The sequence below is a fragment of the Mesorhizobium sp. C416B genome (genome assembly GCF_030323165.1).
Classification (GTDB): Bacteria; Pseudomonadota; Alphaproteobacteria; order Rhizobiales; family Rhizobiaceae; genus Mesorhizobium.
The window spans coordinates 57,611-79,591 of sequence record NZ_CP100471.1; the positions used below are offsets into that span (position 1 = coordinate 57,611).

Here is a 21,981-nt window from a genome sequence, read left to right on the forward strand (position 1 = left end):
GGAATGAGAGCGCGGTAAGGGCGGTGCCCCTGGCCCGGAACTCTAAAGGAATTGAACCGATGCGTTCAGGTGTGATTGCAAAGAAGGTGGGAATGACCCGCATCTATAATGATGCCGGGGAACATGTTCCCGTCACCGTTCTCCAGATGGAGAACTGCCAGGTCGTGGCTCAGCGCACGCAGGAGAAGAACGGCTATACCGCCGTCCAGCTCGGCGTTGGCCTTGCCAAGGTGAAGAACACGTCGAAGGCGATGCGCGGCCATTTCGCGACCGCTTCCGTCGAGCCGAAGGCGAAGGTCGCCGAGTTCCGCGTCTCCGCCGACAACATGATCGATGTCGGCGCCGAGATCACCGTCGAGCACTTCGTCGCCGGCCAGAAGGTCGATGTGACGGGCACGACGATCGGCAAGGGTTTCCAGGGCGTCATCAAGCGCCATCACATGGGTGGTGGCCGCGCGACGCACGGTAACTCGGTTTCGCACCGTACGCACGGTTCGACCGGCCAGCGTCAGGACCCGGGCAAAGTGTTCAAGGGCAAGCATATGGCTGGCCACATGGGCGACACCCGCGTCACCACACAGAATGTCGAGATCGTTTCGACCGACGCCGACCGCGGCCTGATCCTGATCCGCGGTGCGGTTCCCGGATCGAAGGGCGCCTGGATCCTGGTCCGCGATGCGGCCAAGGTGGCACTGCCGGCCAACGCGCCGAAGCCTGCCGCGATCCGCGCCGTTGCCGCCGAGAGTGGCGCCAAGAACGAGGCTCCGGCCGCAGAGGGAGCAGAATAATGGATCTCAAGATCACAACGCTTGGCGGCAAGGACGCCGGCAAGGTGAAACTCTCCGAGGAGATTTTCGGCCTTGATCCGCGCGAGGACATCCTGCAGCGCGTCGTGCGCTGGCAGCTGGCCAAACGGCAGCAGGGCACGCACAAGGCCAAGGGCCGCGCCGAAATCGCGCGCACCGGCGCCAAGATGTACAAGCAGAAGGGTACGGGCCGCGCCCGTCACCATTCGGCACGCGCTCCGCAGTTCCGCGGCGGCGGCAAGGCCCACGGCCCGGTCGTTCGCAGCCACGAGCACGATCTGCCGAAGAAGGTGCGCGCTCTGGGCTTGCGGCATGCTCTCTCGGCCAAGGCCAAGAGCGCGTCGATCATCATCATCGACGAGCTGAAGCTGACCGAGGCCAAGACGAAGGCGCTGATCGCGAATTTCGCGACACTGGGCCTGACCAACGCCTTGGTGATCGGCGGTGCCGAGCTTGACCAGAACTTCAAGCTGGCGGCGACCAACATCCCGAACATCGACGTGCTGCCCATCCAGGGCATCAACGTCTACGACATTCTGCGCCGCGGCACGCTGGTCCTTTCGAAGGCCGCCGTCGAGGCTCTCGAGGAGCGCTTTAAATGACCGACCTCCGTCATTACGACGTGATCGTCTCGCCGGCGATCACGGAAAAGTCGACCATGGCTTCCGAGAACAACCAGGTTGTTTTCAACGTCGCCAAGAAGGCGTCGAAGCCGGAAATCAAGGCCGCTGTCGAAGCGCTGTTTGGCGTCAAGGTTACGGCCGTGAACACGCTTGTCCGCAAGGGCAAGATCAAGCGCTTCCGCGGCACGATCGGCCGCCAGAGCGACGTCAAGAAGGCGATTGTGACACTGGCCGACGGCCAGTCGATCGACGTCGCGACGGGTCTCTGAGCTAGGCCGCGAGGACAACAAACATGGCACTTAAAAAATTCAACCCGGTAACGCCGAGCACCCGCCAGTTGGTCATCGTCGACCGCTCGGGCCTCTACAAGGGCAAGCCCGTCAAGGGACTGACCGAAGGCCTGACCAAGTCGGGCGGCCGCAACAATCACGGCCGCATCACGGCCCGCTTCATCGGCGGCGGTCATAAGCGTTCGTACCGCATCATCGACTTCAAGCGCCGCAAGTTCGACGTCGTCGGCACGGTCGAGCGCATTGAATACGATCCGAACCGCACCGCCTTCATCGCGCTGATCAAGTATGACGATGGCGAGCTGTCCTACATCATCGCTCCGCAGCGCCTTGCCGCCGGCGACAAGATCGTGGCCGGTGAATCGGTCGACGTGAAGCCAGGCAATGCGATGCCGCTGGCCTCGATGCCGGTCGGCACGATCGTCCATAACATCGAGCTGAAGCCGGGCAAGGGCGCCCAGGTTGCCCGCTCGGCAGGTGGCTACGGACAGCTGGTCGGTCGCGACCAGGGCATGGCGATCCTGCGCCTCAACTCGGGCGAGCAGCGGGTCGTTCACGGCTCCTGCATGGCCACCGTCGGCGCCGTGTCGAACCCCGACCACGGCAACATCAACGACGGCAAGGCCGGCCGCACGGTCTGGCGCGGCAAGCGCCCGCACAATCGCGGCGTGACCATGAACCCGGTCGACCATCCGCATGGCGGTGGTGAAGGCCGCACCTCCGGTGGCCGTCATCCGGTCAGCCCGTGGGGAAAGCCGACCAAGGGCAAGAAGACGCGGTCCAACAAGGCGACCGACAAGTTCATCCTGCGCTCGCGCCATCAGCGCAAGAGCTAAGAAGAGGTAACGCCAAGTGACTCGTTCTATTTGGAAAGGCCCCTTCATCGACGGCTACCTTCTCAAGAAGGTGGACAAGGTTCGTGAAGGTGGTCGCAATGAGGTGATCAAGATGTGGAGCCGTCGCTCCACCATCCTGCCGCAGTTCGTCGGCTTCACCTTCGGTGTCTACAACGGCCAGAAGCATGTTCCCGTCTCGGTGAACGAGGACATGGTCGGTCACAAGTTCGGTGAATTCGCTCCGACCCGGACCTATTACGGTCACGGCGCGGATAAGAAGGCGAAGAGGAAATAATCATGGGCAAGGCCAAAGCTCCGCGCAGGCTTGCTGACAACGAAGCGCGCGCCGTTCTGCGCACGATCCGTATCAGCCCGCAGAAGCTGAACCTGGTTGCCGCGCTGATCCGCGGCAAGAAGGTCGCGACAGCGCTTTCCGATCTCGAATTCTCGGCCAAGCGGATTTCCGGCACGGTCAAGAAGACGCTGGAATCGGCGATCGCCAACGCGGAAAACAACCACGACCTCGACGTCGATGCACTGATCGTGGCGGAAGCCTATGTCGGCAAGTCGATCGTCATGAAGCGGTTCCATGCTCGTGGCCGCGGTCGCGCCAGCCGTATAGAAAAGCCGTTCTCGCACCTCACGATCGTCGTTCGTGAAGTCGAAGAAAAAGGGGAGGCCGCATAATGGGTCAGAAAGTCAATCCGATCGGTCTGCGCCTCGGCATCAACCGCACTTGGGATTCGCGCTGGTTCGCGAACACCGGCGAGTACGGCAAGCTGCTGCATGAGGACATCAAGATCCGCAAATATCTTGAAAAGGAACTCAAGCAGGCTGCGATTTCCAAGGTCGTGATCGAGCGCCCGCACAAGAAGTGCCGTGTCACCATCCATGCGGCGCGCCCGGGCCTGATCATCGGCAAGAAGGGCGCCGACATCGAAAAGCTTCGCAAGAAGCTGATGGAGATGACGAAGTCCGAGACGCACTTGAACATCGTTGAAGTGCGCAAGCCGGAAATCGACGCAACCCTGGTCGCCCAGTCGATCGCCCAGCAGCTCGAGCGTCGTATCGCGTTCCGCCGCGCCATGAAGCGCGCCGTTCAGTCGGCCATGCGCCTTGGCGCCGAAGGCATCCGCATCAACTGCGCCGGCCGTCTCGGCGGCGCCGAGATTGCGCGCATGGAATGGTACCGCGAGGGCCGCGTGCCGCTGCATACGCTGCGCGCCGATGTCGACTATGGCACGGCCGAAGCGCACACGGCTTACGGCATCTGCGGCGTCAAGGTCTGGGTGTTTAAGGGCGAAATCCTCGAGCACGATCCGATGGCTTCGGAGCGTCGCGCGACCGAGGGTGATGCTGCGCATGGCGGTGGTGGTGATCGCGAACGCGGTCGTCGTCGCGAAAACGCCTGATTATTTAGGAATTTGGAGTTAGAACGATGCTGCAGCCAAAGCGCACAAAGTTCCGCAAGCAGTTCAAGGGCCGTATCCATGGTACCGCAAAGGGCGGCACCAACCTGGATTTCGGTGGTTTCGGGCTGAAGGCGCTTGAGCCGAACCGCGTCACCGCGCGTGAGATCGAGGCGGCCCGCCGCGCGATCACTCGTGAGATGAAGCGTGCCGGCCGCGTGTGGATCCGTGTTTTCCCTGACGTGCCGGTGACGTCGAAGCCGACCGAAGTGCGCATGGGCAAGGGCAAGGGCGCTGTCGATTACTGGGCGGCGCGCGTCAAGCCGGGCCGCATCATGTTCGAGATCGACGGCGTCAACGAAGAAACCGCCCGTGAGGCGCTGCGTCTCGGCGCGGCCAAGCTCTCGGTCAGGACGCGCTTCGTACAGCGCATCGCAGAATAAGGACGGGCTGATCATGAAAGCCGAAGACATCCGGACCAAGACCCAGGACCAGCTGACCGACGATCTGGCCAGCCTGAAGAAGGAGCAGTTCAACCTGCGCTTCCAGAAGGCCACCGGCCAGCTCGAGAAGACCGCGCGCGTGCGGCAGGTTCGCAAGGACATTGCGCGTATCAAGACCATCGCTGCGGAAAAGTCCGCGGCCAAGAAGGCTTAAGGACGAAAATCATGCCAAAGCGCATTCTGCAGGGCACTGTCGTCAGCGACAAGAACGAGAAGACGGTAGTCGTCAAGGTCGAACGGCGCTTCACGCATCCCGTGATGAAGAAGACCGTGCGCATGACCAAGAAGTACAAGGCGCACGACGAGAACAACGCCCACAAGGTCGGCGATCAGGTGTTCATCCAGGAATCGAAGCCGATTTCCAAGGATAAGCGCTGGATCGTCGTGTCTTCGGACCAGGCGTAACAAACCGAATTTTGGACAGACCGGGGAGGGGCTTTGAGCCCGTCCCATTAGAAGAGAAGAAGGCGGCCAGTCATGATTCAGATGCAAACAAACCTCGACGTCGCGGATAATTCAGGCGCCCGTCGTGTCATGTGCATCAAGGTGCTGGGCGGCTCGAAGCGGAAATACGCTTCCGTAGGCGACATCATCGTGGTGTCGATCAAGGAAGCCATTCCGCGCGGCCGCGTTAAGAAGGGCGATGTGATGAAGGCGGTCGTGGTTCGCACGGCCAAGGACATCCGCCGCCCGGACGGCAGCGTGATCCGTTTCGACAAGAACGCGGCCGTTCTCGTCGACAACAAGAAAGAGCCGATCGGCACGCGTATCTTCGGACCGGTTCCGCGCGAACTCCGCGCCAAGAACCACATGAAGATCATCTCGCTCGCGCCTGAAGTGCTGTAAGGAGCCGGACCAATGCAAAAGATTAGAAAAGGCGACAAGGTCGTCGTGCTGGCCGGCAAGGACAAGGGCCGTTCGGGCGAAGTCCTCTCGGTTCAGCCGAAGGAAGACACCGCGCTGGTGCGCGGCGTCAACATGATCCGTCGTCACCAGAAGCAGTCCCAGTCCCAAGAGGGCGGGATCATCACCAAGGAAGCGCCGATCCAGCTGTCGAACATCGCGCTCGCCGACCCCAAGGATGGCAAGCCGACCCGCGTCGGCTTCATCTTCCAGAAGGACGGCAAGAAGGTGCGCGTCGCCAAGCGCTCGGGAGAAGTCATCAATGGCTAAGGCTCAAACCACGAAGCCCAAGGCTGAAAGCAAACAGTCCAAGGCCCAGAACACGCCGCGCCTCAAGCAGGTCTACAACGAGACCATCCGCAAGGCGCTGCAGGAGCAGTTCGGCTACGAGAACGAGATGCAGGTTCCGCGCATCGACAAGATCGTGCTGAACATGGGCGTCGGCGAAGCGACCGCGGATTCGAAGAAGCCTTCGATCGCGGCCGAAGACCTGGCGATGATCGCCGGCCAGAAGGCCGTCGTCACCCGCGCCCGTAATTCGATCGCCGGCTTCAAGGTCCGCGAGAAGATGCCGATCGGCGCCAAGGTCACGCTGCGCAAGGAACGCATGTACGAGTTCCTCGACCGTCTCGTGAACATCGCACTGCCGCGCGTCCGCGACTTTCGCGGACTGAATCCGAAGAGCTTCGATGGCCGTGGCAACTACGCCATGGGCATCAAGGAACACATCGTGTTCCCGGAGATCAACTACGACAAGGTTGATCAGATCTGGGGCATGGACGTCATCGTTTGTACGACTGCGAAGACGGACGACGAAGCCAGGGCATTGCTCAAGGCCTTCAACTTCCCCTTCCGCCAGTAACGGCAGCGAGAAAAGGAAAAATCTGAAATGGCAAAGACCAGCTCAGTCGAGAAGAACAACAGGCGCCGCAAGCTTGCCGACCAGTACGGTCCCAAGCGCGCAGCGCTCAAGGCGATCATCATGGACCAGTCCAAGCCGATGGAAGAGCGTTTCCGCGCTCAGCTGAAGCTTGCTGCCCTGCCGCGCAACTCGGCCAAGATCCGCATCCGCAACCGCTGCGAAGTTACCGGCCGTCCGCGCGCCTATTATCGCAAGCTCAAAGTATCGCGCATCGCGCTTCGTGATCTCGGCAATAACGGCCAGATCCCGGGCCTGGTCAAGTCGAGCTGGTAAGGAGGACATAACATGTCATTGAGCGATCCTCTCGGCGATATGCTGACCCGCATCCGCAACGCGTATGGCCGTAAGAAGTCGAGCGTTTCGACGCCGGCGTCGCGCCTGCGTACCCGCGTCCTCGACGTGCTGAAGGCTGAAGGCTATATCCGCGACTACAGCCAGACCGACTTCGACAACGGCAAGTCCGAAATCGAAATCGAGCTGAAGTATTTCGACGGTGCTCCGGTCGTGCGCGAAATCGCCCGCGTCTCGAAGCCTGGCCGCCGCGTTTACGTTTCGGCCAAGTCGATCCCGCACGTCGCCAACGGCCTCGGCATCGCCATCCTTTCGACGCCGAAGGGCGTGATGGCCGATCACGAAGCACGCGAACAGAATGTCGGCGGCGAAATCCTCTGCCAGATTTTCTAATTCGGCAGACCTGAAACAAGAGAAGTGACGAGGACAACCAAATGTCTCGTATTGGAAAGAAACCCGTTTCGCTGCCGCAGGGCGTGACCGCGACCGTCAACGGCCAGACCGTGACGGCGAAGGGCCCCAAGGGCGAGCTGAAGTTCGTGGTGAACGACGAAGTGCTGGTCAAGATGGAAGGCAGCGAAATCGCTGTCCAGCCGCGCGACCAGACCAAGACCGCCCGCTCCAAGTGGGGCATGTCGCGCACGCAGATCGTCAACATCCTGCAGGGCGTCAAGGACGGTTTCGAGAAGAAGCTCGAGATCACCGGCGTCGGCTATCGCGCGGCACTTCAGGGCAAGAACCTGCAGCTGGCGCTTGGCTTCAGCCACGACGTCGTTTACGAGACGCCGGCCGGCATCACGATCACTGTGCCAAAGCCGACGGAAATCACCGTGACCGGCATCGACAAGCAGCAGGTCGGCCAGGTTGCAGCCGAGATCCGCGAGTATCGCGGTCCCGAGCCCTACAAGGGCAAGGGTGTCCGCTATGCCGGCGAGAAGATCGTCCGCAAGGAAGGCAAGAAGAAGTAGTAGGCCTGGCCCCGAAAAGTTGCAGACTTTTCGGAAAAGGCCAAGCCAAAGAAGTGCAACGCCGCGGGGAGCGGTCGCGGGAGGCGCTTTCGCCTACCGCACATGGCGGCCCCCGTTTTTTGAAGGCAAGGAAGATTATCATGGCTACCAAGGAATCCATCCAGCGCCGCGCGCAGCGCGTCCGCCGCCAGATCAAGAAGGTCGCCGGCGAACGTCCGCGTCTCTCGGTTCACCGCACGTCGAAGAACATCTACGTGCAGGTCATCGACGACGCCAAGGGCCATACCATCGCGGCTGCGTCGACACTCGAGAAGGACCTCAAGGGTTCGCTCAAGACCGGCGCCGACACCGAGGCAGCAGCCGCTGTTGGCAAGCTGATCGCCGAGCGTGCTTCGAAGGCCGGCGTCAAGGAAGTCGTCTTCGACCGCGGCGCCTATATCTATCACGGCCGCGTCAAGGCGCTGGCCGAGGCTGCCCGTGAAGGCGGTCTGAGCTTCTAATTGCCTGATCCCGAACCGAAGGTCAGCGCAGCAAAAAGTTGCAGACTTTTCGGACAAGATCATGCAAGGAAAAATAATTCGCCCCCGGTGACCCAAAGAGGCGCACCGGATCTTATCAGCAACCGTGCTTCCGGAAAAGAACAAGGAACAGGATATGGCACAGGAACGTAGGGATGGCGGCCGCGGCCGCGATCGTGAAGAACGCGATGACGGCATGGTGGACAAGCTCGTCCACATCAACCGCGTCGCCAAGGTCGTCAAGGGCGGCCGTCGCTTCGGTTTTGCAGCACTCGTCGTCGTCGGCGACCAGAAGGGCCGCGTCGGCTTCGGTCACGGCAAGGCGCGCGAAGTGCCGGAAGCGATCCGCAAGGCAACCGAGTCGGCCAAGCGCGACATGATTTTCGTGCCGCTGCGCTCGGGCCGCACGCTGCACCACGACGTCGAAGGACGCTGGGGCGCCGGACGCGTGCTGCTGCGCGCTGCCAAGCAGGGTACCGGCATCATCGCCGGCGGCCCGATGCGCGCTGTCTTCGAGACGCTCGGCATGCATGACGTGGTCGCCAAGTCGATGGGTTCGTCGAACCCCTACAACATGGTTCGGGCCACATTCGACGCGCTGAAGAGCCAGATGCATCCCAAGGATGTGGCTGCTGCGCGCGGCATCAAGTATTCGACCCTTCAGGCCCGCCGCGGCACCGCCGTTGCGGCTGAAGAATAGTCGATCTGACCAGGGATTTTGACCATGGCCAAGAAAGCAACCAAGACCATCACCGTTGAGCAGATCGGTTCGCCGATCCGCCGCCCGAAGGAACAGCGCGCAACGCTGGTCGGCCTCGGCCTCAACAAGATGCACAAGCAGCGCACGCTGGAGGACACTCCCTCGGTGCGCGGCATGATCGCTGCCGTCCAGCATCTCGTCCGCGTCGTGGACGAGGGCTGAGCAAAAGCGCAGGAGAACCCAGATGAAACTCAACGATCTGCGTGACAAGGACGGCGCGACGCACTCCAAGAAGCGTCTCGGCCGTGGCATCGGCTCCGGCTCCGGCAAGACCGGCGGTCGCGGCGTCAAGGGCCAGAAGGCGCGCTCCGGCGTTGCCATCAACGGCTTCGAGGGCGGCCAGATGCCGCTCTATCGGCGCCTGCCGAAGCGTGGCTTCAACAACATCTTCGCCAAGAGCTTTGTCGTCGTGTCGCTGGCTCGTATCCAGACGGCGCTCGATGCCAAGAAGCTCGACGCCAAGGCGACCGTGACGGCCGAGGCACTCGTTGCCGCCGGCGTCATCCGCCGCGTCAAGGACGGCGTGCGCATCCTCTCGGACGGCGAGCTCAAGGCAAAGCTTGCCTTCGACGTCGCCGGCGCCTCCAAGGCCGCGATCGAGAAGATCGAAAAGGCCGGCGGTTCGGTCAAGCTGCCGGAAGCGGCAGCGGAGTAACGGCAATTTGAAGCGCGGTCGGCAGGAACGGTATCCGTTTTTGTTCATGATTGCGCTTTGATCCAATCAATTAGGCGGCCGCGTCAACGCGGCCGCTTGCATGTTTAGAGCCCGGAGCTTATCTCGTGAGCTTCGGTGCCACGCGCCGCCTGAGCTGCGGGCATCGAGCGTGACATACAAATCAAAGAAGTAGCGCATGACGTTGTCCGAAAACCGCTTCACACTTTTCGGCATCATGCTCTAGCGGAGAATCAGGCATGGCTTCGGCTGCTGAACAACTAGCCTCGAATCTGAACTTTGCGGCTTTCGCCAAGGCGGAGGACCTGAAGAAGCGAATCTGGTTCACCGTCGGCGCGCTGCTCGTCTATCGCCTCGGCACCTATATCCCGCTGCCCGGCATCAATCCGGATGCATTCGCGCAGGCCTTCTCTTCGCAGGCCAAGGGCGTGCTCGGCATGTTCAATATGTTCGCCGGCGGCGCCGTGCAGCGCATGGCGATCTTCGCGCTCGGCATCATGCCTTACATCTCAGCCTCCATCATCATGCAGCTGATGACCTCGGTCATTCCGTCGCTGGAAGCGCTGAAAAAGGAAGGCGAGCAGGGCCGCAAGGTCATCAACCAGTACACGCGCTACGGCACGGTGCTCTTGGCGCTGGTGCAGGCCTACGGCATTTCAGTGGGCCTGGAAGGCGGCAACGGCATCGTCAACGATCCCGGCATGTTCTTCCGCATCTCGACCGTCGTCACGCTGGTTGGCGGCACCATGTTCCTGATGTGGCTGGGCGAGCAGATCACCGCCCGCGGCATCGGCAACGGCATTTCGCTGATCATCTTTTCCGGCATCGTCGCCGGCCTGCCGCGCGCCATCTCCGGCACGCTGGAGCTCGGCCGCACCGGCGCCCTATCGACCGGGCTGATACTCGCGATCATCGTGCTGGCCATCATCGTCATCGCGCTGATCGTGTTCTTCGAGCGCGCGCAGCGCCGCCTGCTGATCCAGTATCCGAAGCGCCAGGTCGGCAACCGCATGTTCCAGGGCGATACCTCGCATCTGCCGCTGAAGCTCAACACGTCGGGCGTCATTCCGCCGATCTTCGCGTCGTCGCTGCTTTTGCTGCCGGCAACGGTCGCCGGCTTCTCGCAGACGACAAACCTGCCGGCCTGGGCAAGCACCGTGCTCGCTTCGCTCGGCCACGGCCAGCCGCTCTACATGCTGTTCTATGCGGCAATGATCGTGTTCTTCGCCTTCTTCTACACGGCCATCGTGTTCAATCCGAAGGACACCGCCGACCAGCTCAAGAAGCATTCCGGCTTCATTCCGGGCTACCGTCCGGGTGAGCGCACTGCCGATTACATCGACTATGTCCTGACGCGCATCACCGTCGTCGGCGCCATCTATCTGGTGCTGGTGTGCCTGCTGCCCGAGTTCCTGATTTCGGCGACTGGCGTACCATTCTACCTCGGTGGCACATCGCTTCTGATCGTGGTCAGTGTAACCCTCGATACGGTGGCGCAGATCCAGGGTCACCTGATCGCGCACCAGTATGAGGGCCTGATCAAGAAGTCGAAGCTGCGCGGGGGGAAGAAGGCCAGATGAGATTGATATTGCTTGGGCCGCCAGGAGCGGGCAAGGGGACGCAAGCACAAAGACTGGTAGAAAAATACGGCATACCGCAGCTGTCGACGGGCGACATGCTGCGGGCCGCCGTACAGGCCGGCACTGAAGTCGGCAAGCGCGCCAAGGCGGTGATGGATGCCGGCGAGCTGGTTTCCGACGCCATTGTCAACGCGATCGTGGCCGAGCGCATCGACCAGCCCGATTGCACCAACGGTTTCATCCTCGACGGATATCCGCGCACGCTGGTGCAGGCTGATGCGGTTGAATCGATGCTCGCCGAGCGCGGCATTGGCCTCGATGCCGTGATCGAGTTCGTCGTCGACGACAAAGCGTTGGTCGGCCGCATCGTCAAGCGCGCCGACGACGCCAAGGCCGCCGGACAGCCGGTGCGCAAGGACGACAATCCGGTGGTATTCGAAGAGCGCCTGCGGGAATATTACAAGAAGACGGCGCCGCTGATCGGCTATTATTACGCTAAACGCTCGCTTAGGAGTGTCGACGGCATGGCTCCTGTCGACACCGTGACGGCGGAGATTGAAGCGCTGCTCGCGGCGGTGACGCGGGAGACCGTTACGGTAAAGTAAAGATTGCGCTTGACTGGAACGGTTCGCTGGGTTATGGCGGCCCGTCTTCCTATCAGGCATGAGGCTTGCTTGTCCGCAAGGGCAAGGCAGCCGCATTGAAACTAGGGAACTCCCGCAAGGGCCGGCCTCCACCGGACGCGGGGTAATTTGAACAGCGCCGCGCATGCCTTGTTTTGAAGGCCGGCCGGTCCCACATGGAGAAGAGAAGAATATGGCTCGTATAGCCGGCGTCAACATTCCGACCAACAAGCGCGTCGTCATTGCGCTTCAGTACATTCACGGCATTGGCAAGAAGTTCGCCCAGGAGATCGTCGACAAGGTCGGCATCCCGGCCGAGCGCCGCGTCAACCAACTGACCGACGCGGAAGTGCTGCAGATCCGCGAGACCATCGACCGCGACTACCAGGTCGAAGGCGACCTGCGCCGCGAAGTGTCGATGAACATCAAGCGTCTCATGGACCTCGGCTGCTACCGCGGCCTGCGTCACCGCCGTTCGCTGCCGGTTCGCGGTCAGCGCACGCACACCAATGCACGCACCCGCAAGGGCCCGGCCAAGTCGATCGCCGGCAAGAAGAAGTAGGTGAGCGATAGCGAGTAGCCATTAGCGAGTAGCGGTCCCCTATTCGCTAGTCCCTGCTCACGACTCGCTTTCAAAGGTGGAGCCGCTGGCATTACGGCGGTGTAGAGATCAACTGAAAGGACTATCATGGCCAAGGAAGCCGCTCGTGTTCGCCGTCGCGAACGCAAGAACATCTCGTCGGGCGTTGCCCACGTCAATTCGACCTTCAACAACACGATGATCACCATCACCGACGCGCAGGGCAATTCCATTGCCTGGTCGTCGGCCGGTGCCCAGGGCTTCAAGGGTTCGCGCAAGTCGACCCCGTTCGCCGCCCAGATGGCTGCCGAAGACGTCGCCAAGAAGGCCCAGGAACACGGCATGCGCATGCTCGAAGTCGAGGTCTGCGGACCCGGCTCCGGTCGTGAATCGGCGCTTCGCGCCCTGCAGGCGGCCGGCTTCACCATCACCTCGATCCGTGATGTGACGCCGATCCCGCACAATGGCTGCCGCCCGCGCAAGAAGCGCCGCGTCTAAGACATTACCGAACGCCGCGTGAGCGCCTCAAGGCGCTCCTCCACGGCACTCCAGGTCGCCCGCCACGATTGGATGGTGGCGGGTCAACGGAAGGAAAGCATCATGATCCAGAAAAATTGGCAGGAACTGATCAAGCCGAACAAGATCGAGTTCTCGTCGAAGAAGAAGACGCTGACCACGCTGGTCGCCGAGCCGCTCGAGCGTGGCTTCGGCCTGACGCTCGGCAACGCGCTGCGCCGCGTGCTTTTGTCTTCGCTGCGCGGTGCGGCTGTCACCGCCGTGCAGATCGACGGCGTTCTGCATGAATTCTCGTCGATTGCCGGCGTGCGTGAGGACGTGACCGACATCGTCCTCAACATCAAGGAAATCGCCATCCGCATGGAAGGCGATGGTCCCAAGCGCATGGTCGTTCGCAAGCAGGGCCCGGGTGCGGTTCTGGCTGGCGACATCCAGACGGTTGGCGACGTCGAGATCCTCAACCCCGACCACGTCATCTGCACGCTGGACGAGGGCGCTGAAATCCGTATGGAATTCACAGTCGACACCGGCAAGGGTTACGTGCCGGCAGACCGCAACCGCGCCGAAGACGCGCCGATCGGCCTGATCCCGGTCGACAGCCTGTATTCGCCGGTCAAGAAGGTCTCCTACAAGGTCGAGAACACCCGCGAGGGCCAGGTTCTCGACTATGACAAGCTGACCATGACCATCGAGACCGACGGTTCGATCTCGGGCGAGGACGCGGTGGCATTCGCTGCCCGCATCCTGCAGGACCAGCTTGGCCTGTTCGTCAATTTCGACGAGCCGCAGAAGGAAGTCGCCACCGAGGCCGTCACCGAGCTCGCCTTCAACCCGGCGCTGCTCAAGAAAGTGGACGAGCTCGAGCTTTCGGTGCGTTCGGCCAACTGCCTGAAGAACGACAACATCGTCTACATCGGCGATCTCATCCAGAAGACCGAAGCCGAGATGCTGCGCACCCCGAACTTCGGCCGCAAGTCGCTGAACGAGATCAAAGAAGTGCTCGCGGCGATGGGCCTGCACCTCGGCATGGAAGTGCCGGACTGGCCGCCGGAAAACATCGAAGACCTCGCCAAGCGTTACGAAGACCAATATTGAGCATGAAGTCCAAGGATCGGCGGCGTGGGCCGCTCGATCCGACGGTCATGCGGAAAACCATCAGAGGCCGTGGCCTCTTGAACAACTGAAGGAAAAGAGCCATGCGCCACGGTTTTAAAGGCCGCCGCTTCGCCCGAAGCATTAGCCATCGCAAGTCGATGTTCGCCAACCTCGCCGTGTCGCTGCTCGAGCATGAGCAGATCGTCACCACCCTGCCGAAGGCGAAGGATTTGCGTCCGATCGTCGAGAAGCTGGTGACGCTCGGCAAGCGCGGCGACTTGCATGCGCGCCGCCAGGTCATTGCCCAGATCGGCAATGAAGGCGTCGTCAAGCGTTTGTTCGACACGATTGCGCCGCGCTACGCCGACCGCAACGGCGGCTATCTGCGCATCATGAAGGCGGGCTTCCGCCACGGCGACAATGCCGCCATGGCGGTCATCGAGTTCGTCGACCGCGACACCGACGCCAAGGGCGCCGGCGACCGCGCCCGCATCGAGGCCGAAGGCACCGACGAGGAAGCCGCTGCCGCATAAGGCTCGGTTTTTCAGGAATGACTTCAAGGGGCCCTTCGGGCCCCTTTTTTGTATTGTCGCGAGGGCATGCTTCGCCAGGCTTTTTTGCCTGCCGGCCAAGTGCTTTTGCACGACAATCGCCGCATTTCAGTGCATTAGCCTTTCATTCTGCACAATCGTCGGGACAATGCCCCCGAACTTGCCTTGGAGGATTCGCGAATGCGCGCCAACCGACTGTCTCTTGTTCTGCTCTTCGCCATGATGGCGTTCGCAGCCGCGCCGACAGTCAGGCAGGCTCTGGCCGAGGACGCCGCCAAGCCAGCCGATCCGGGGCTCTCCGATGTGCTGACCGACCTCCTGCATGGCGTCGAAGGCGAGAACGGCACCTCCGGTCCCGACAAGCGCGTGCCGTTCGGCCGCGAAGAGGTACAGCTGTCGTTTGCGCCCCTGGTCAAGCAGACGGCGCCGGCGGTGGTCAATGTCTATGCTTCGCAGACGGCCAAGGTCACGTCGCCCTTCGACGGCGATCCTTTCTTCGAGGAATTCTTCGGCCGCGCGCAGCCGCGCGCGCAATCCTCGCTCGGCTCGGGCGTGCTGGTCGATCCAAGCGGCGTCGTCGTCACCAATTTCCACGTGATCAAGGATGCCGACGAGGTCAAGGTCGCGACCGCCGACGGGCGCGAATTCACCTCGAAGGTCATGCTCAAGGACGAGACGCTTGACCTCGCCGTGCTCAAGATCAACTCCGACAAGCCCTTTCCGGTGATCGCCATCGGCGATTCCGACGCGCTCGAGGTCGGCGACCTGGTGCTGGCCATCGGCAATCCGTTCGGCGTCGGCCAGACCACCACCAGCGGCATCGTGTCGGCGCTTGCCCGCAGCCATATCGGCGTTTCGGATTCGGGCTACTTCATCCAGACCGACGCCGCCATCAATCCCGGCAATTCCGGCGGCGCGCTGATCAACATGGGCGGCCAGCTGGTCGGCATCAACACCGCCATCTACAGCCGCAGCGGCGGCTCGATCGGCATCGGCTTTGCCATCCCCGCCAACATGGTGCGCGCCTTCGCCGACGCGGCCAAGGCCGGGCTCGATTTCTTCGAGCGGCCCTATATAGGCGCCGAATTCGAAGCGGTCACACCGCAGATCGCCGAATCGCTCGGCATGGAGAAGCCGACCGGCGCGCTGGTGTCGTCGGTTGAGGAAGCCGGACCGGCGGCCAAAGCAGGGCTGAAGCCCGGCGATGTCGTGCTGCAGCTCAATGGCACGACGGTCGAAGGCATCGAGGCGCTGGATTACCGCATGGCGACCCTGTCGATCGGCACCAAGGCGACCTTCGCCATCCTGAGCAAGGGCCAGCAGGCGACGATGGAGATTGCACTGGAGCGCGCGCCGGGAGGCGCCAAGGCGTCGGAAGTGACCCTGCATGGCCGCAGCCCGTTCTCCGGCGCCAAGGTCGCGGAACTGTCGCCCAGGCTCGCCCAGCGGCTCGGCCTGCGCACCGACCTCAAGGGGGTCACCGTGGTCGACATCAACCGCGATTCGCCGGCCGCCGATTTCGGCTTCCAGCCGGGCGACATCGTGCGCGAGGTGAACGGCACGACGGTCGATACGGCGGCGACACTGGCGCAGCTAGCCCAGCAGGATACACGCTGGTGGCGTTTTACCGTCGAGCGCGGCGGGCAGATACTGCGCCAGGTGTTGCGTTACTGAGGCGATCTTCCCATCTTGAGCATGATCCCGAAAAGTGGAAACCGGTTTTCGGATAAGATCACGCTCCGAAAGAGCGGAAACGTCGTCCAACCAAAAGACTTGCATGGCCGATCTGTTCAGCGTCGATGAACCGGAAAGAGCGCCGCCCGGGGATCCCACCAAAGGTCTTCGGCCGCTCGCCGATCGGCTGCGCCCGAAAAACCTTGGCGAGGTCGTCGGCCAGGAGCATTTGACCGGGCCGGACGGCGCGCTGACGCGGCTGATCAACTCGGGTTCGCTCGGCTCGATGATTTTCTGGGGACCGCCGGGAACCGGCAAAACAACCGTTGCACGGCTGTTGGCCGGTGAGACCAGTCTTGCGTTCGAGCAGATATCGGCGGTGTTTTCCGGCGTCGCGGACCTGAAGAAAGTGTTCGAAGCAGCGAAGCTGCGCCGCACGAATGGCCGCCAGACGCTGCTGTTCGTTGACGAGATCCATCGCTTCAACCGCGCCCAGCAGGATTCGTTTCTCCCGGTCATGGAGGACGGCACCGTCGTGCTGGTTGGCGCCACGACCGAAAATCCATCGTTCGAGCTGAACGCGGCGCTTCTGTCGCGCGCGCGGGTACTGGTGTTTCACTCGCTGGGCGAGGAGAGCATCGCCAAGCTGATGACGCGCGCGGAGGAGACAGAGGGCAGGGCGCTGCCGCTCGACGAAGAGGCGCGGGCGATGCTCATCCGCATGAGCGATGGTGACGGCCGGGCCTCGCTGACGCTGGCCGAGGAAGTCTGGCGCGCCGCCAAACCCGGCGAGGTTTTTGATCCCGAAGGGTTGCAGCGCATCGTCCAGCGCCGCGCGCCGATTTACGACAAGGGCCAGGACGGCCACTACAATCTGATCTCGGCGCTGCACAAATCGGTGCGCGGGTCCGATCCCGACGCGGCGCTCTACTATCTCGCCCGCATGTTCGACGCCGGCGAGGATCCGCTCTATCTCGGCCGCCGGCTGGTGCGCATGGCGATGGAGGATATCGGGCTCGCCGACCCGCAGGCGCTGGTCGTGGCCAACGCCGCCAAGGACGCATACGACTACCTCGGCTCGCCCGAAGGCGAACTGGCCTTCGCCGAGGCCACCGTCTATCTCGCCACCGCGCCCAAATCCAACGCCGTCTATACCGCCTTCAAGGCAGCCACGCGGGCGGCGAAGGAGTTCGGTTCGCTGCTGCCGCCCAAGCACATCCTCAACGCGCCGACCAAGCTGATGAAAGAGGAGGATTACGGCGCCGGCTACCGCTACGATCACGACCAGCCCGATGCCTTTTCCGGCCAGGACTATTTCCCCGAAAAGATGGGCCGGCAGACCTTTTACGATCCGCCCGAACGCGGCTTCGAGCGCGATATCAAGAAACGGCTGGACTATTGGGCAAAGCTGCGCAGCGAGCGGGAAAAATAGGCGCGCGGGACAAACGGGACGAACTCGGCCTGCCCGCGATGAACTGAAATTCTGTCCCCGCCAGTCACAGCAGTGTGATTGTACCGCATGACAAAAAGCCCTATCACGTCGCATGACTCGGCCGGGAGGCTGCCAGGACGGGCGATAATTCGGAACGGGGACAGCGCGCCGCGCGAACAGAAATGACAAAATCCCTTCGCAAAACGCTTCGCCAGGCTGTGATTGCTGTCCCGCTGCTCGCGCTCGGCTTCTATTTCATTCCGATCCTGACCACGATCTGGATCGTCTGCGGCCTGATCGATGTGCTGCGCAACGCCAGCAAGGATCTGTCGCTGTTGCGCGGCTATTTCCTCGGCAATGGCATCTTCACCTGGCTGCTGTCGCCCTTCAATCTGCTGGTGGACCTCGTTTGCTACCGCAACCCGGGTGTGTGGAAGCTGGAGCAGTTTCCTGCCGATTATCAGCGCGAGGTCAACGAGGTTCTTGACGTCTTCAAGGCGCGCAAGGACGAGATCATCGCCGATATCGACGCCAATTTCGGCACCGGTCGTCGCGGCATGTATGTCTATCAGTGGTACGGCAAGCACCGGATCGACAATGTCGCGGAATTCAACAAGGATTTCAAATACATCAAGACCATTGCCGTGTCTGTCTTCAGAGGCAAGGAATCGACTTCCTGGCATTTCGGACCGCTGCGGCTCAGCCTGCGCATCCTCTACAATCTCTTGCCGGTGAAGGCAGAGGTTTTCGTCGAATGCAACGGCGCGAGGAATTACTGGCACGACAACCCGCTCTATATTTTCGACGACACGCTGCTGCACCGCTCGGTCAACGAGTATGACGGACGCCGCTACTGCGTGTTCATGGACATCATCCGCCCGTCGCCGTTCCCCGGCTTCATCGCCGGACTTCTGGCCATCGTTTCGGTAACCGTCGAGCGCATCAATTCCATGTTCTACAAGAACTGGAAGATGATCGGCTCGAGCAAGGCAAAGAAGGTCGAGACGACCTGAGGCGTTGGCCTGAAGGGATTGACCGCACTGCCTTGGCCGGGCAGTAAACGGGCATGTTCAATCTGCTTCTTGTTGTGGTCGGCGGCGGCATCGGCGCCGGCATCCGCCACCTGACCAACATCGGCGCCTTGCGCCTCGTCGGCCCCAACTACCCCTGGGGGACGATGGCGATCAACATCGTCGGCTCCTTTGCCATGGGGCTGTTCGTCGCCGCGCTGATGCGGCGCGGCGGTTCCAATGAGCTCCGGCTGTTCGTCGCCACCGGCGTCCTTGGCGGCTTCACCACCTTCTCCGCCTTTTCGCTCGATTTCGCGACCCTATGGGAGCGCGGAGCGACGCTGCCGGCGTTGGGATATGCGCTGGCCAGCGTCGTTGGCGCCATTATTGCCCTGTTTCTGGGACTTTGGCTCGCAAGAACCGTTTCATAGTGTTATTGCCCCGACCTGGAGCACGCCGCATCCTTTGGACGCGCTGCAGAAACTTTGATCTTGCGCATGATCCTTTCCGAAGGCCGGAGTAGATTTTCGGGGTCACGCGTTAGAAACGGATAAAGCGAAAATCATGGCAGGCGTAGAACAGATCACGGTGGAGGCCGGCGAGGCGGGCATGCGGCTCGATCGCTGGTTCAAGACCCATTTCCCCGGCCTCGGCTTTGGCCATCTGCAGAAGTTGCTGCGCTCGGGCCAGATCCGCGTCGATGGCAGCCGGGTCAAGGCCGACAGCCGTGTCGAGCCCGGCCAGGTGGTGCGTGTGCCGCCGCTCGAGGTCGACAAGAAGGGCGAGAGTGCGCTTACGGGTTACTCGATCCGCAACCAGGGCGACGCCGATGTGCTGGCCAAGATGCTGATCCACGAAGATCCAAAAGTCTTCGTCTTCAACAAGCCGGCGGGCCTGGCGGTGCAAGGCGGCTCGGGCGTCACCCGCAATGTCGACGACATGCTGGAGGCCTGGCGCAGCCAGAAGGGCGAGAAGCCGCGCCTGGTGCACCGGCTCGACCGCGACACGTCGGGCGTGCTGGTGGTTGCCCGCACCAGGCTTGCGGCGATGAAGCTTTCCGAGTCATTCCGGGCGCGCGAGACCAAGAAGACCTATTGGGCGCTGGTCAAGGGCGTCCCGCCCAAGCGTGAGGACAAGATCTCGACCTGGCTGATCAAGGAGCCGACCGAGGACGGCGACCGCGTGCGCGTGGCAGCCCATGGCGAAAAGGGCGCCGACCACGCCGTGTCCTACTATCGCATCATCGAGCAGGCGGCCCAGACGATGACCTGGCTGGAAATGGAGCCGTACACTGGCCGCACCCACCAGCTGCGCGTTCATGCCGCCTATATCGGCTGCCCGATCCTTGGCGACCCCAAATATTTCGAGGCCGACACCAACTGGGACTTTCCGGGCGGCATTCAGAACCGCCTGCATCTGCATGCGCGCCGCATCGTCATTCCGCACCCGGACAAGGGCGTCATCGACGTCACCGCGCCGATGCCGCCGCATATGCGCCAGAGCTGGAACCTGATCGGCTTCGACGACGCCAGCGCGGAGGACTGACATTGGCCGTCGCCTCGGCATTGGATCGCCGCGATGCGGTCGATCTGGCGGCTGCTTCCATCATGGTCGGGTTGACCTTTTCCTGGGGGCTGAACTACGTCGCCGCCAAGATCTCCTATGCCGGCTTCGATCCGGTTTTCGTCTCGATCGCACGTTCGATCATCGGCGGGCTCTGTGTGCTCGGCTGGTGCTGGCTGCGCGGCATCAGGCTGTTTAAGGCCGACGGGTCGCTTGTCGCCGGCATCATCGTCGGCGTGCTGTTCGGCGTCGAGTTCCTGTGCCTCTATATCGGGCTGGAATACACGACCGTTGCCCGCAACACACTGCTGGTCAACACCATGCCGTTCTGGGTCCTGATCGGCGGCCATTTCCTGCTCGGTGAGCGTATCAACGCGCGCAAGCTTGGCGGGCTCGTGCTTGCCTTCTGTGGCCTTGTGGCGGTGTTTTCCGACGGGATTGCCGGCGGCACCGACGTGACCTTGATGGGCGATCTGCTCAGCCTCGGCTCGGGCATCCTGTGGGCGGCGACCAGCATCGTCATCAAGCGTTCGAAACTGGTCGAGACCAGTGCCGAGAAATTGCTGCTTTATCAGCTGGCCGGTGCGGCCATTGTCGGTGTCCTGGTTCTGCCTTTCGCCGGCCCGCCGATCCGCGCGGTCAGTGCCTTGCCGACATTGGCGCTGCTGTTCCAGTCGCTCTATATAGTTGCCTTCACCTATGTGCTGTGGTTCTGGCTGCTCAGGCGCTATCCGGCATCGGGCCTGTCGAGCTTCGCCTTCCTGTCGCCGGTGTTCGGCGTCCTCTGCGGCGCTATCATTCTTGGCGAGGCGCCAACGACCAGGATCTTTGTGGCGCTTGGGCTGATCGCAGTCGGCCTGATCATCGTCAACCGGCCGGCGCGCAAGCAGGTACCTGGATAGAAAGTTCGACCATGCGTGACATCCTCAACGACCTCGAAGCGGGAAAGCATCTGTCCGATCCGGATCCGGTGCGCCGCGCGCAGATCCAGATGAAGACGCACCTGCCGAAGCGCTTCTACAAGGACGTGTCGGTCGCAGCTGTGGAAGACGGTTTTGCCGTCCATCTCGACGGCAAGCCGGTGCGCACGCCGGGCAAGGCGCTGCTGGCGCTGCCGACCGAGAAGGCCGCCGCCCTGGTCGCCAATGAGTTCGCTGCACAGGGCGAGACCATCGACCCGGTCACGATGCCGGTGTTGCGTCTGGTCAACACCGCCATCGACGGCGTCGCCAGCGACCCGCAGGCGGTGCTGGAGGACGTCTTGCGCTTTGCCTCGTCCGATCTGACCTGCTACCGCGCCGACGCGCCGCAGGGGCTGGTCGAGCGGCAGAACCAGCATTGGGATCCGGTGATCGACTGGGCGAGGGTGACATTAGGGGCTCGGTTCAACCTCGCCGAGGGCATTATCCATGTCGAACAGCCGCGCGAGAGCATCGCAGTGCTCGGCGCCCATCTTGCCCAGCGTGCCGAGCCGCTGCGGCTGGCCGCAATCCATGTCATGACTTCGCTGACCGGGTCGGCGCTGCTGGCGCTGGCGGTCGATTACGGCGCGCTCGATGGCGACGCGGCTTGGGCCGCCGGCCATGTCGACGAGGACTGGCAGATCGAGCATTGGGGCCAGGATGCCGAGGCTGTCGCACGCCGCTCGGCCCGCAAGCGCGACATGATGGCGGCCGTCGGCCTGCTCGATGCGCTGAAGACCTGATCCTCGGCCTTTTGCCGCACTGCACCTAATACCAAAGTCATAAACCCAAGGTCTGTCTGCCTCCGGCGGTCGCTTTCTGTCATTTTTTACGCTGATGGCTGGTTTGAGTCGCGTTCAGAGGGAACGCCGACGATGACGCCCAGCGTCGAA

At 62.3% G+C, this 21,981-nt stretch carries 33 protein-coding genes; all 33 read left to right on the forward strand.

Annotation, left to right across the window (positions count from 1 at the left end):
- Window positions 1-59 precede the first annotated feature (59 nt).
- The 33 genes from rplC to NLY43_RS00460 all read left to right on the forward strand — a co-directional run bounded on the left by rplC (window position 60) and on the right by NLY43_RS00460 (window position 21,831).
- Window positions 60-788: a 50S ribosomal protein L3 gene (gene rplC, locus NLY43_RS00300; RefSeq protein WP_023682606.1), complete on the forward strand. Its 729-nt coding sequence runs from the start codon at window positions 60-62 to the stop codon at window positions 786-788.
- The gene (rplD, locus tag NLY43_RS00305; RefSeq protein ID WP_023672750.1) at window positions 788-1,408 is read left to right on the forward strand and encodes a 50S ribosomal protein L4; all 621 of its coding nucleotides are present in this window, start codon (window positions 788-790) and stop codon (window positions 1,406-1,408) included. Before rplC ends, rplD begins: the two co-directional genes overlap by 1 nt.
- Entirely contained in the window at window positions 1,405-1,698 is a 294-nt protein-coding gene (locus NLY43_RS00310; RefSeq protein WP_023672751.1) for a 50S ribosomal protein L23, read from the forward strand. Before rplD ends, NLY43_RS00310 begins: the two co-directional genes overlap by 4 nt.
- A gap of 23 nt (window positions 1,699-1,721) precedes the next feature.
- On the forward strand, window positions 1,722-2,555 hold the full coding sequence (gene rplB / locus NLY43_RS00315; RefSeq protein ID WP_023706515.1) for a 50S ribosomal protein L2: 834 nt from the start codon (window positions 1,722-1,724) through the stop codon (window positions 2,553-2,555).
- Window positions 2,556-2,571: 16 nt separating this feature from the next.
- A complete protein-coding gene (rpsS, locus tag NLY43_RS00320) occupies window positions 2,572-2,850 on the forward strand; it encodes a 30S ribosomal protein S19 (protein WP_006205463.1) in 279 nt (92 codons plus the stop codon).
- Between the two features lie 2 nt (window positions 2,851-2,852).
- Window positions 2,853-3,242: a 50S ribosomal protein L22 gene (gene rplV / locus NLY43_RS00325; RefSeq protein WP_006205462.1), complete on the forward strand. Its 390-nt coding sequence runs from the start codon at window positions 2,853-2,855 to the stop codon at window positions 3,240-3,242.
- Complete coding sequence (rpsC, locus tag NLY43_RS00330) at window positions 3,242-3,967, forward strand: 30S ribosomal protein S3 (RefSeq protein ID WP_023672753.1); 726 nt, start codon at window positions 3,242-3,244, stop codon at window positions 3,965-3,967. Before rplV ends, rpsC begins: the two co-directional genes overlap by 1 nt.
- 26 nt (window positions 3,968-3,993) lie before the next feature.
- Window positions 3,994-4,407: a 50S ribosomal protein L16 gene (gene rplP / locus NLY43_RS00335; RefSeq protein WP_023710557.1), complete on the forward strand. Its 414-nt coding sequence runs from the start codon at window positions 3,994-3,996 to the stop codon at window positions 4,405-4,407.
- 13 nt (window positions 4,408-4,420) lie between these two features.
- On the forward strand, window positions 4,421-4,621 hold the full coding sequence (gene rpmC, locus NLY43_RS00340) for a 50S ribosomal protein L29 (RefSeq protein WP_006205459.1): 201 nt from the start codon (window positions 4,421-4,423) through the stop codon (window positions 4,619-4,621).
- Window positions 4,622-4,632: 11 nt separating this feature from the next.
- Window positions 4,633-4,872, forward strand: coding sequence for a 30S ribosomal protein S17 (gene rpsQ / locus NLY43_RS00345; protein ID WP_010909280.1), 240 nt, complete (start codon window positions 4,633-4,635; stop codon window positions 4,870-4,872).
- Window positions 4,873-4,944: 72 nt separating this feature from the next.
- Window positions 4,945-5,313 (forward strand): 50S ribosomal protein L14, encoded by a 369-nt coding sequence (rplN, locus tag NLY43_RS00350; RefSeq protein ID WP_006205457.1) that lies wholly within the window; start codon window positions 4,945-4,947, stop codon window positions 5,311-5,313.
- Window positions 5,314-5,325: 12 nt separating this feature from the next.
- On the forward strand, window positions 5,326-5,640 hold the full coding sequence (gene rplX / locus NLY43_RS00355; protein ID WP_013531428.1) for a 50S ribosomal protein L24: 315 nt from the start codon (window positions 5,326-5,328) through the stop codon (window positions 5,638-5,640).
- Complete coding sequence (gene rplE, locus NLY43_RS00360) at window positions 5,633-6,232, forward strand: 50S ribosomal protein L5 (protein ID WP_023672755.1); 600 nt, start codon at window positions 5,633-5,635, stop codon at window positions 6,230-6,232. Before rplX ends, rplE begins: the two co-directional genes overlap by 8 nt.
- 27 nt (window positions 6,233-6,259) lie before the next feature.
- Window positions 6,260-6,565 (forward strand): 30S ribosomal protein S14, encoded by a 306-nt coding sequence (gene rpsN, locus NLY43_RS00365; RefSeq protein WP_010909282.1) that lies wholly within the window; start codon window positions 6,260-6,262, stop codon window positions 6,563-6,565.
- 12 nt (window positions 6,566-6,577) lie between these two features.
- Window positions 6,578-6,976 carry a 30S ribosomal protein S8 gene (gene rpsH, locus NLY43_RS00370; RefSeq protein ID WP_006205453.1) on the forward strand — a complete coding sequence of 133 codons (399 nt, stop codon included), beginning with the start codon at window positions 6,578-6,580 and terminating at the stop codon, window positions 6,974-6,976.
- A gap of 41 nt (window positions 6,977-7,017) precedes the next feature.
- Window positions 7,018-7,551, forward strand: a complete 534-nt coding sequence (gene rplF / locus NLY43_RS00375) for a 50S ribosomal protein L6 (RefSeq protein WP_023682603.1) — start codon at window positions 7,018-7,020, stop codon at window positions 7,549-7,551.
- Window positions 7,552-7,691: 140 nt separating this feature from the next.
- Window positions 7,692-8,051 carry a 50S ribosomal protein L18 gene (gene rplR / locus NLY43_RS00380; protein ID WP_023682602.1) on the forward strand — a complete coding sequence of 120 codons (360 nt, stop codon included), beginning with the start codon at window positions 7,692-7,694 and terminating at the stop codon, window positions 8,049-8,051.
- A 154-nt stretch (window positions 8,052-8,205) separates the two neighbouring features.
- Entirely contained in the window at window positions 8,206-8,769 is a 564-nt protein-coding gene (gene rpsE / locus NLY43_RS00385) for a 30S ribosomal protein S5 (protein WP_006333394.1), read from the forward strand.
- A gap of 24 nt (window positions 8,770-8,793) precedes the next feature.
- Window positions 8,794-8,991: a 50S ribosomal protein L30 gene (gene rpmD, locus NLY43_RS00390; protein WP_006205449.1), complete on the forward strand. Its 198-nt coding sequence runs from the start codon at window positions 8,794-8,796 to the stop codon at window positions 8,989-8,991.
- A gap of 22 nt (window positions 8,992-9,013) precedes the next feature.
- The gene (gene rplO / locus NLY43_RS00395) at window positions 9,014-9,484 is read left to right on the forward strand and encodes a 50S ribosomal protein L15 (protein ID WP_023672760.1); all 471 of its coding nucleotides are present in this window, start codon (window positions 9,014-9,016) and stop codon (window positions 9,482-9,484) included.
- A gap of 257 nt (window positions 9,485-9,741) precedes the next feature.
- On the forward strand, window positions 9,742-11,082 hold the full coding sequence (gene secY, locus NLY43_RS00400) for a preprotein translocase subunit SecY (RefSeq protein WP_023672761.1): 1,341 nt from the start codon (window positions 9,742-9,744) through the stop codon (window positions 11,080-11,082).
- On the forward strand, window positions 11,079-11,687 hold the full coding sequence (locus NLY43_RS00405) for an adenylate kinase (RefSeq protein WP_023701778.1): 609 nt from the start codon (window positions 11,079-11,081) through the stop codon (window positions 11,685-11,687). The genes secY and NLY43_RS00405 overlap by 4 nt, the downstream gene beginning before the upstream one ends.
- Before the next feature lie 211 nt (window positions 11,688-11,898).
- Entirely contained in the window at window positions 11,899-12,267 is a 369-nt protein-coding gene (gene rpsM / locus NLY43_RS00410) for a 30S ribosomal protein S13 (RefSeq protein ID WP_006205445.1), read from the forward strand.
- Between the two features lie 126 nt (window positions 12,268-12,393).
- Window positions 12,394-12,783, forward strand: a complete 390-nt coding sequence (gene rpsK / locus NLY43_RS00415) for a 30S ribosomal protein S11 (protein ID WP_006205444.1) — start codon at window positions 12,394-12,396, stop codon at window positions 12,781-12,783.
- Between the two features lie 102 nt (window positions 12,784-12,885).
- Window positions 12,886-13,896, forward strand: a complete 1,011-nt coding sequence (locus NLY43_RS00420) for a DNA-directed RNA polymerase subunit alpha (protein ID WP_023682599.1) — start codon at window positions 12,886-12,888, stop codon at window positions 13,894-13,896.
- Between the two features lie 101 nt (window positions 13,897-13,997).
- Window positions 13,998-14,429, forward strand: coding sequence for a 50S ribosomal protein L17 (gene rplQ / locus NLY43_RS00425; RefSeq protein ID WP_023710556.1), 432 nt, complete (start codon window positions 13,998-14,000; stop codon window positions 14,427-14,429).
- A gap of 198 nt (window positions 14,430-14,627) precedes the next feature.
- Window positions 14,628-16,121, forward strand: a complete 1,494-nt coding sequence (locus tag NLY43_RS00430) for a DegQ family serine endoprotease (protein ID WP_023710555.1) — start codon at window positions 14,628-14,630, stop codon at window positions 16,119-16,121.
- A 103-nt stretch (window positions 16,122-16,224) separates the two neighbouring features.
- The gene (locus NLY43_RS00435; protein ID WP_023710554.1) at window positions 16,225-17,553 is read left to right on the forward strand and encodes a replication-associated recombination protein A; all 1,329 of its coding nucleotides are present in this window, start codon (window positions 16,225-16,227) and stop codon (window positions 17,551-17,553) included.
- 182 nt (window positions 17,554-17,735) lie between these two features.
- Window positions 17,736-18,566, forward strand: a complete 831-nt coding sequence (locus NLY43_RS00440; protein ID WP_023682594.1) for an aspartyl/asparaginyl beta-hydroxylase domain-containing protein — start codon at window positions 17,736-17,738, stop codon at window positions 18,564-18,566.
- Between the two features lie 53 nt (window positions 18,567-18,619).
- A complete protein-coding gene (crcB, locus tag NLY43_RS00445) occupies window positions 18,620-18,994 on the forward strand; it encodes a fluoride efflux transporter CrcB (protein WP_023698806.1) in 375 nt (124 codons plus the stop codon).
- A 133-nt stretch (window positions 18,995-19,127) separates the two neighbouring features.
- A complete protein-coding gene (locus tag NLY43_RS00450) occupies window positions 19,128-20,108 on the forward strand; it encodes an RluA family pseudouridine synthase (RefSeq protein ID WP_023691252.1) in 981 nt (326 codons plus the stop codon).
- Between the two features lie 62 nt (window positions 20,109-20,170).
- Complete coding sequence (locus NLY43_RS00455) at window positions 20,171-21,028, forward strand: DMT family transporter (RefSeq protein ID WP_081727411.1); 858 nt, start codon at window positions 20,171-20,173, stop codon at window positions 21,026-21,028.
- An 11-nt stretch (window positions 21,029-21,039) separates the two neighbouring features.
- Window positions 21,040-21,831 (forward strand): ATP12 family chaperone protein, encoded by a 792-nt coding sequence (locus NLY43_RS00460; RefSeq protein WP_023691254.1) that lies wholly within the window; start codon window positions 21,040-21,042, stop codon window positions 21,829-21,831.
- Window positions 21,832-21,981 lie beyond the last annotated feature (150 nt).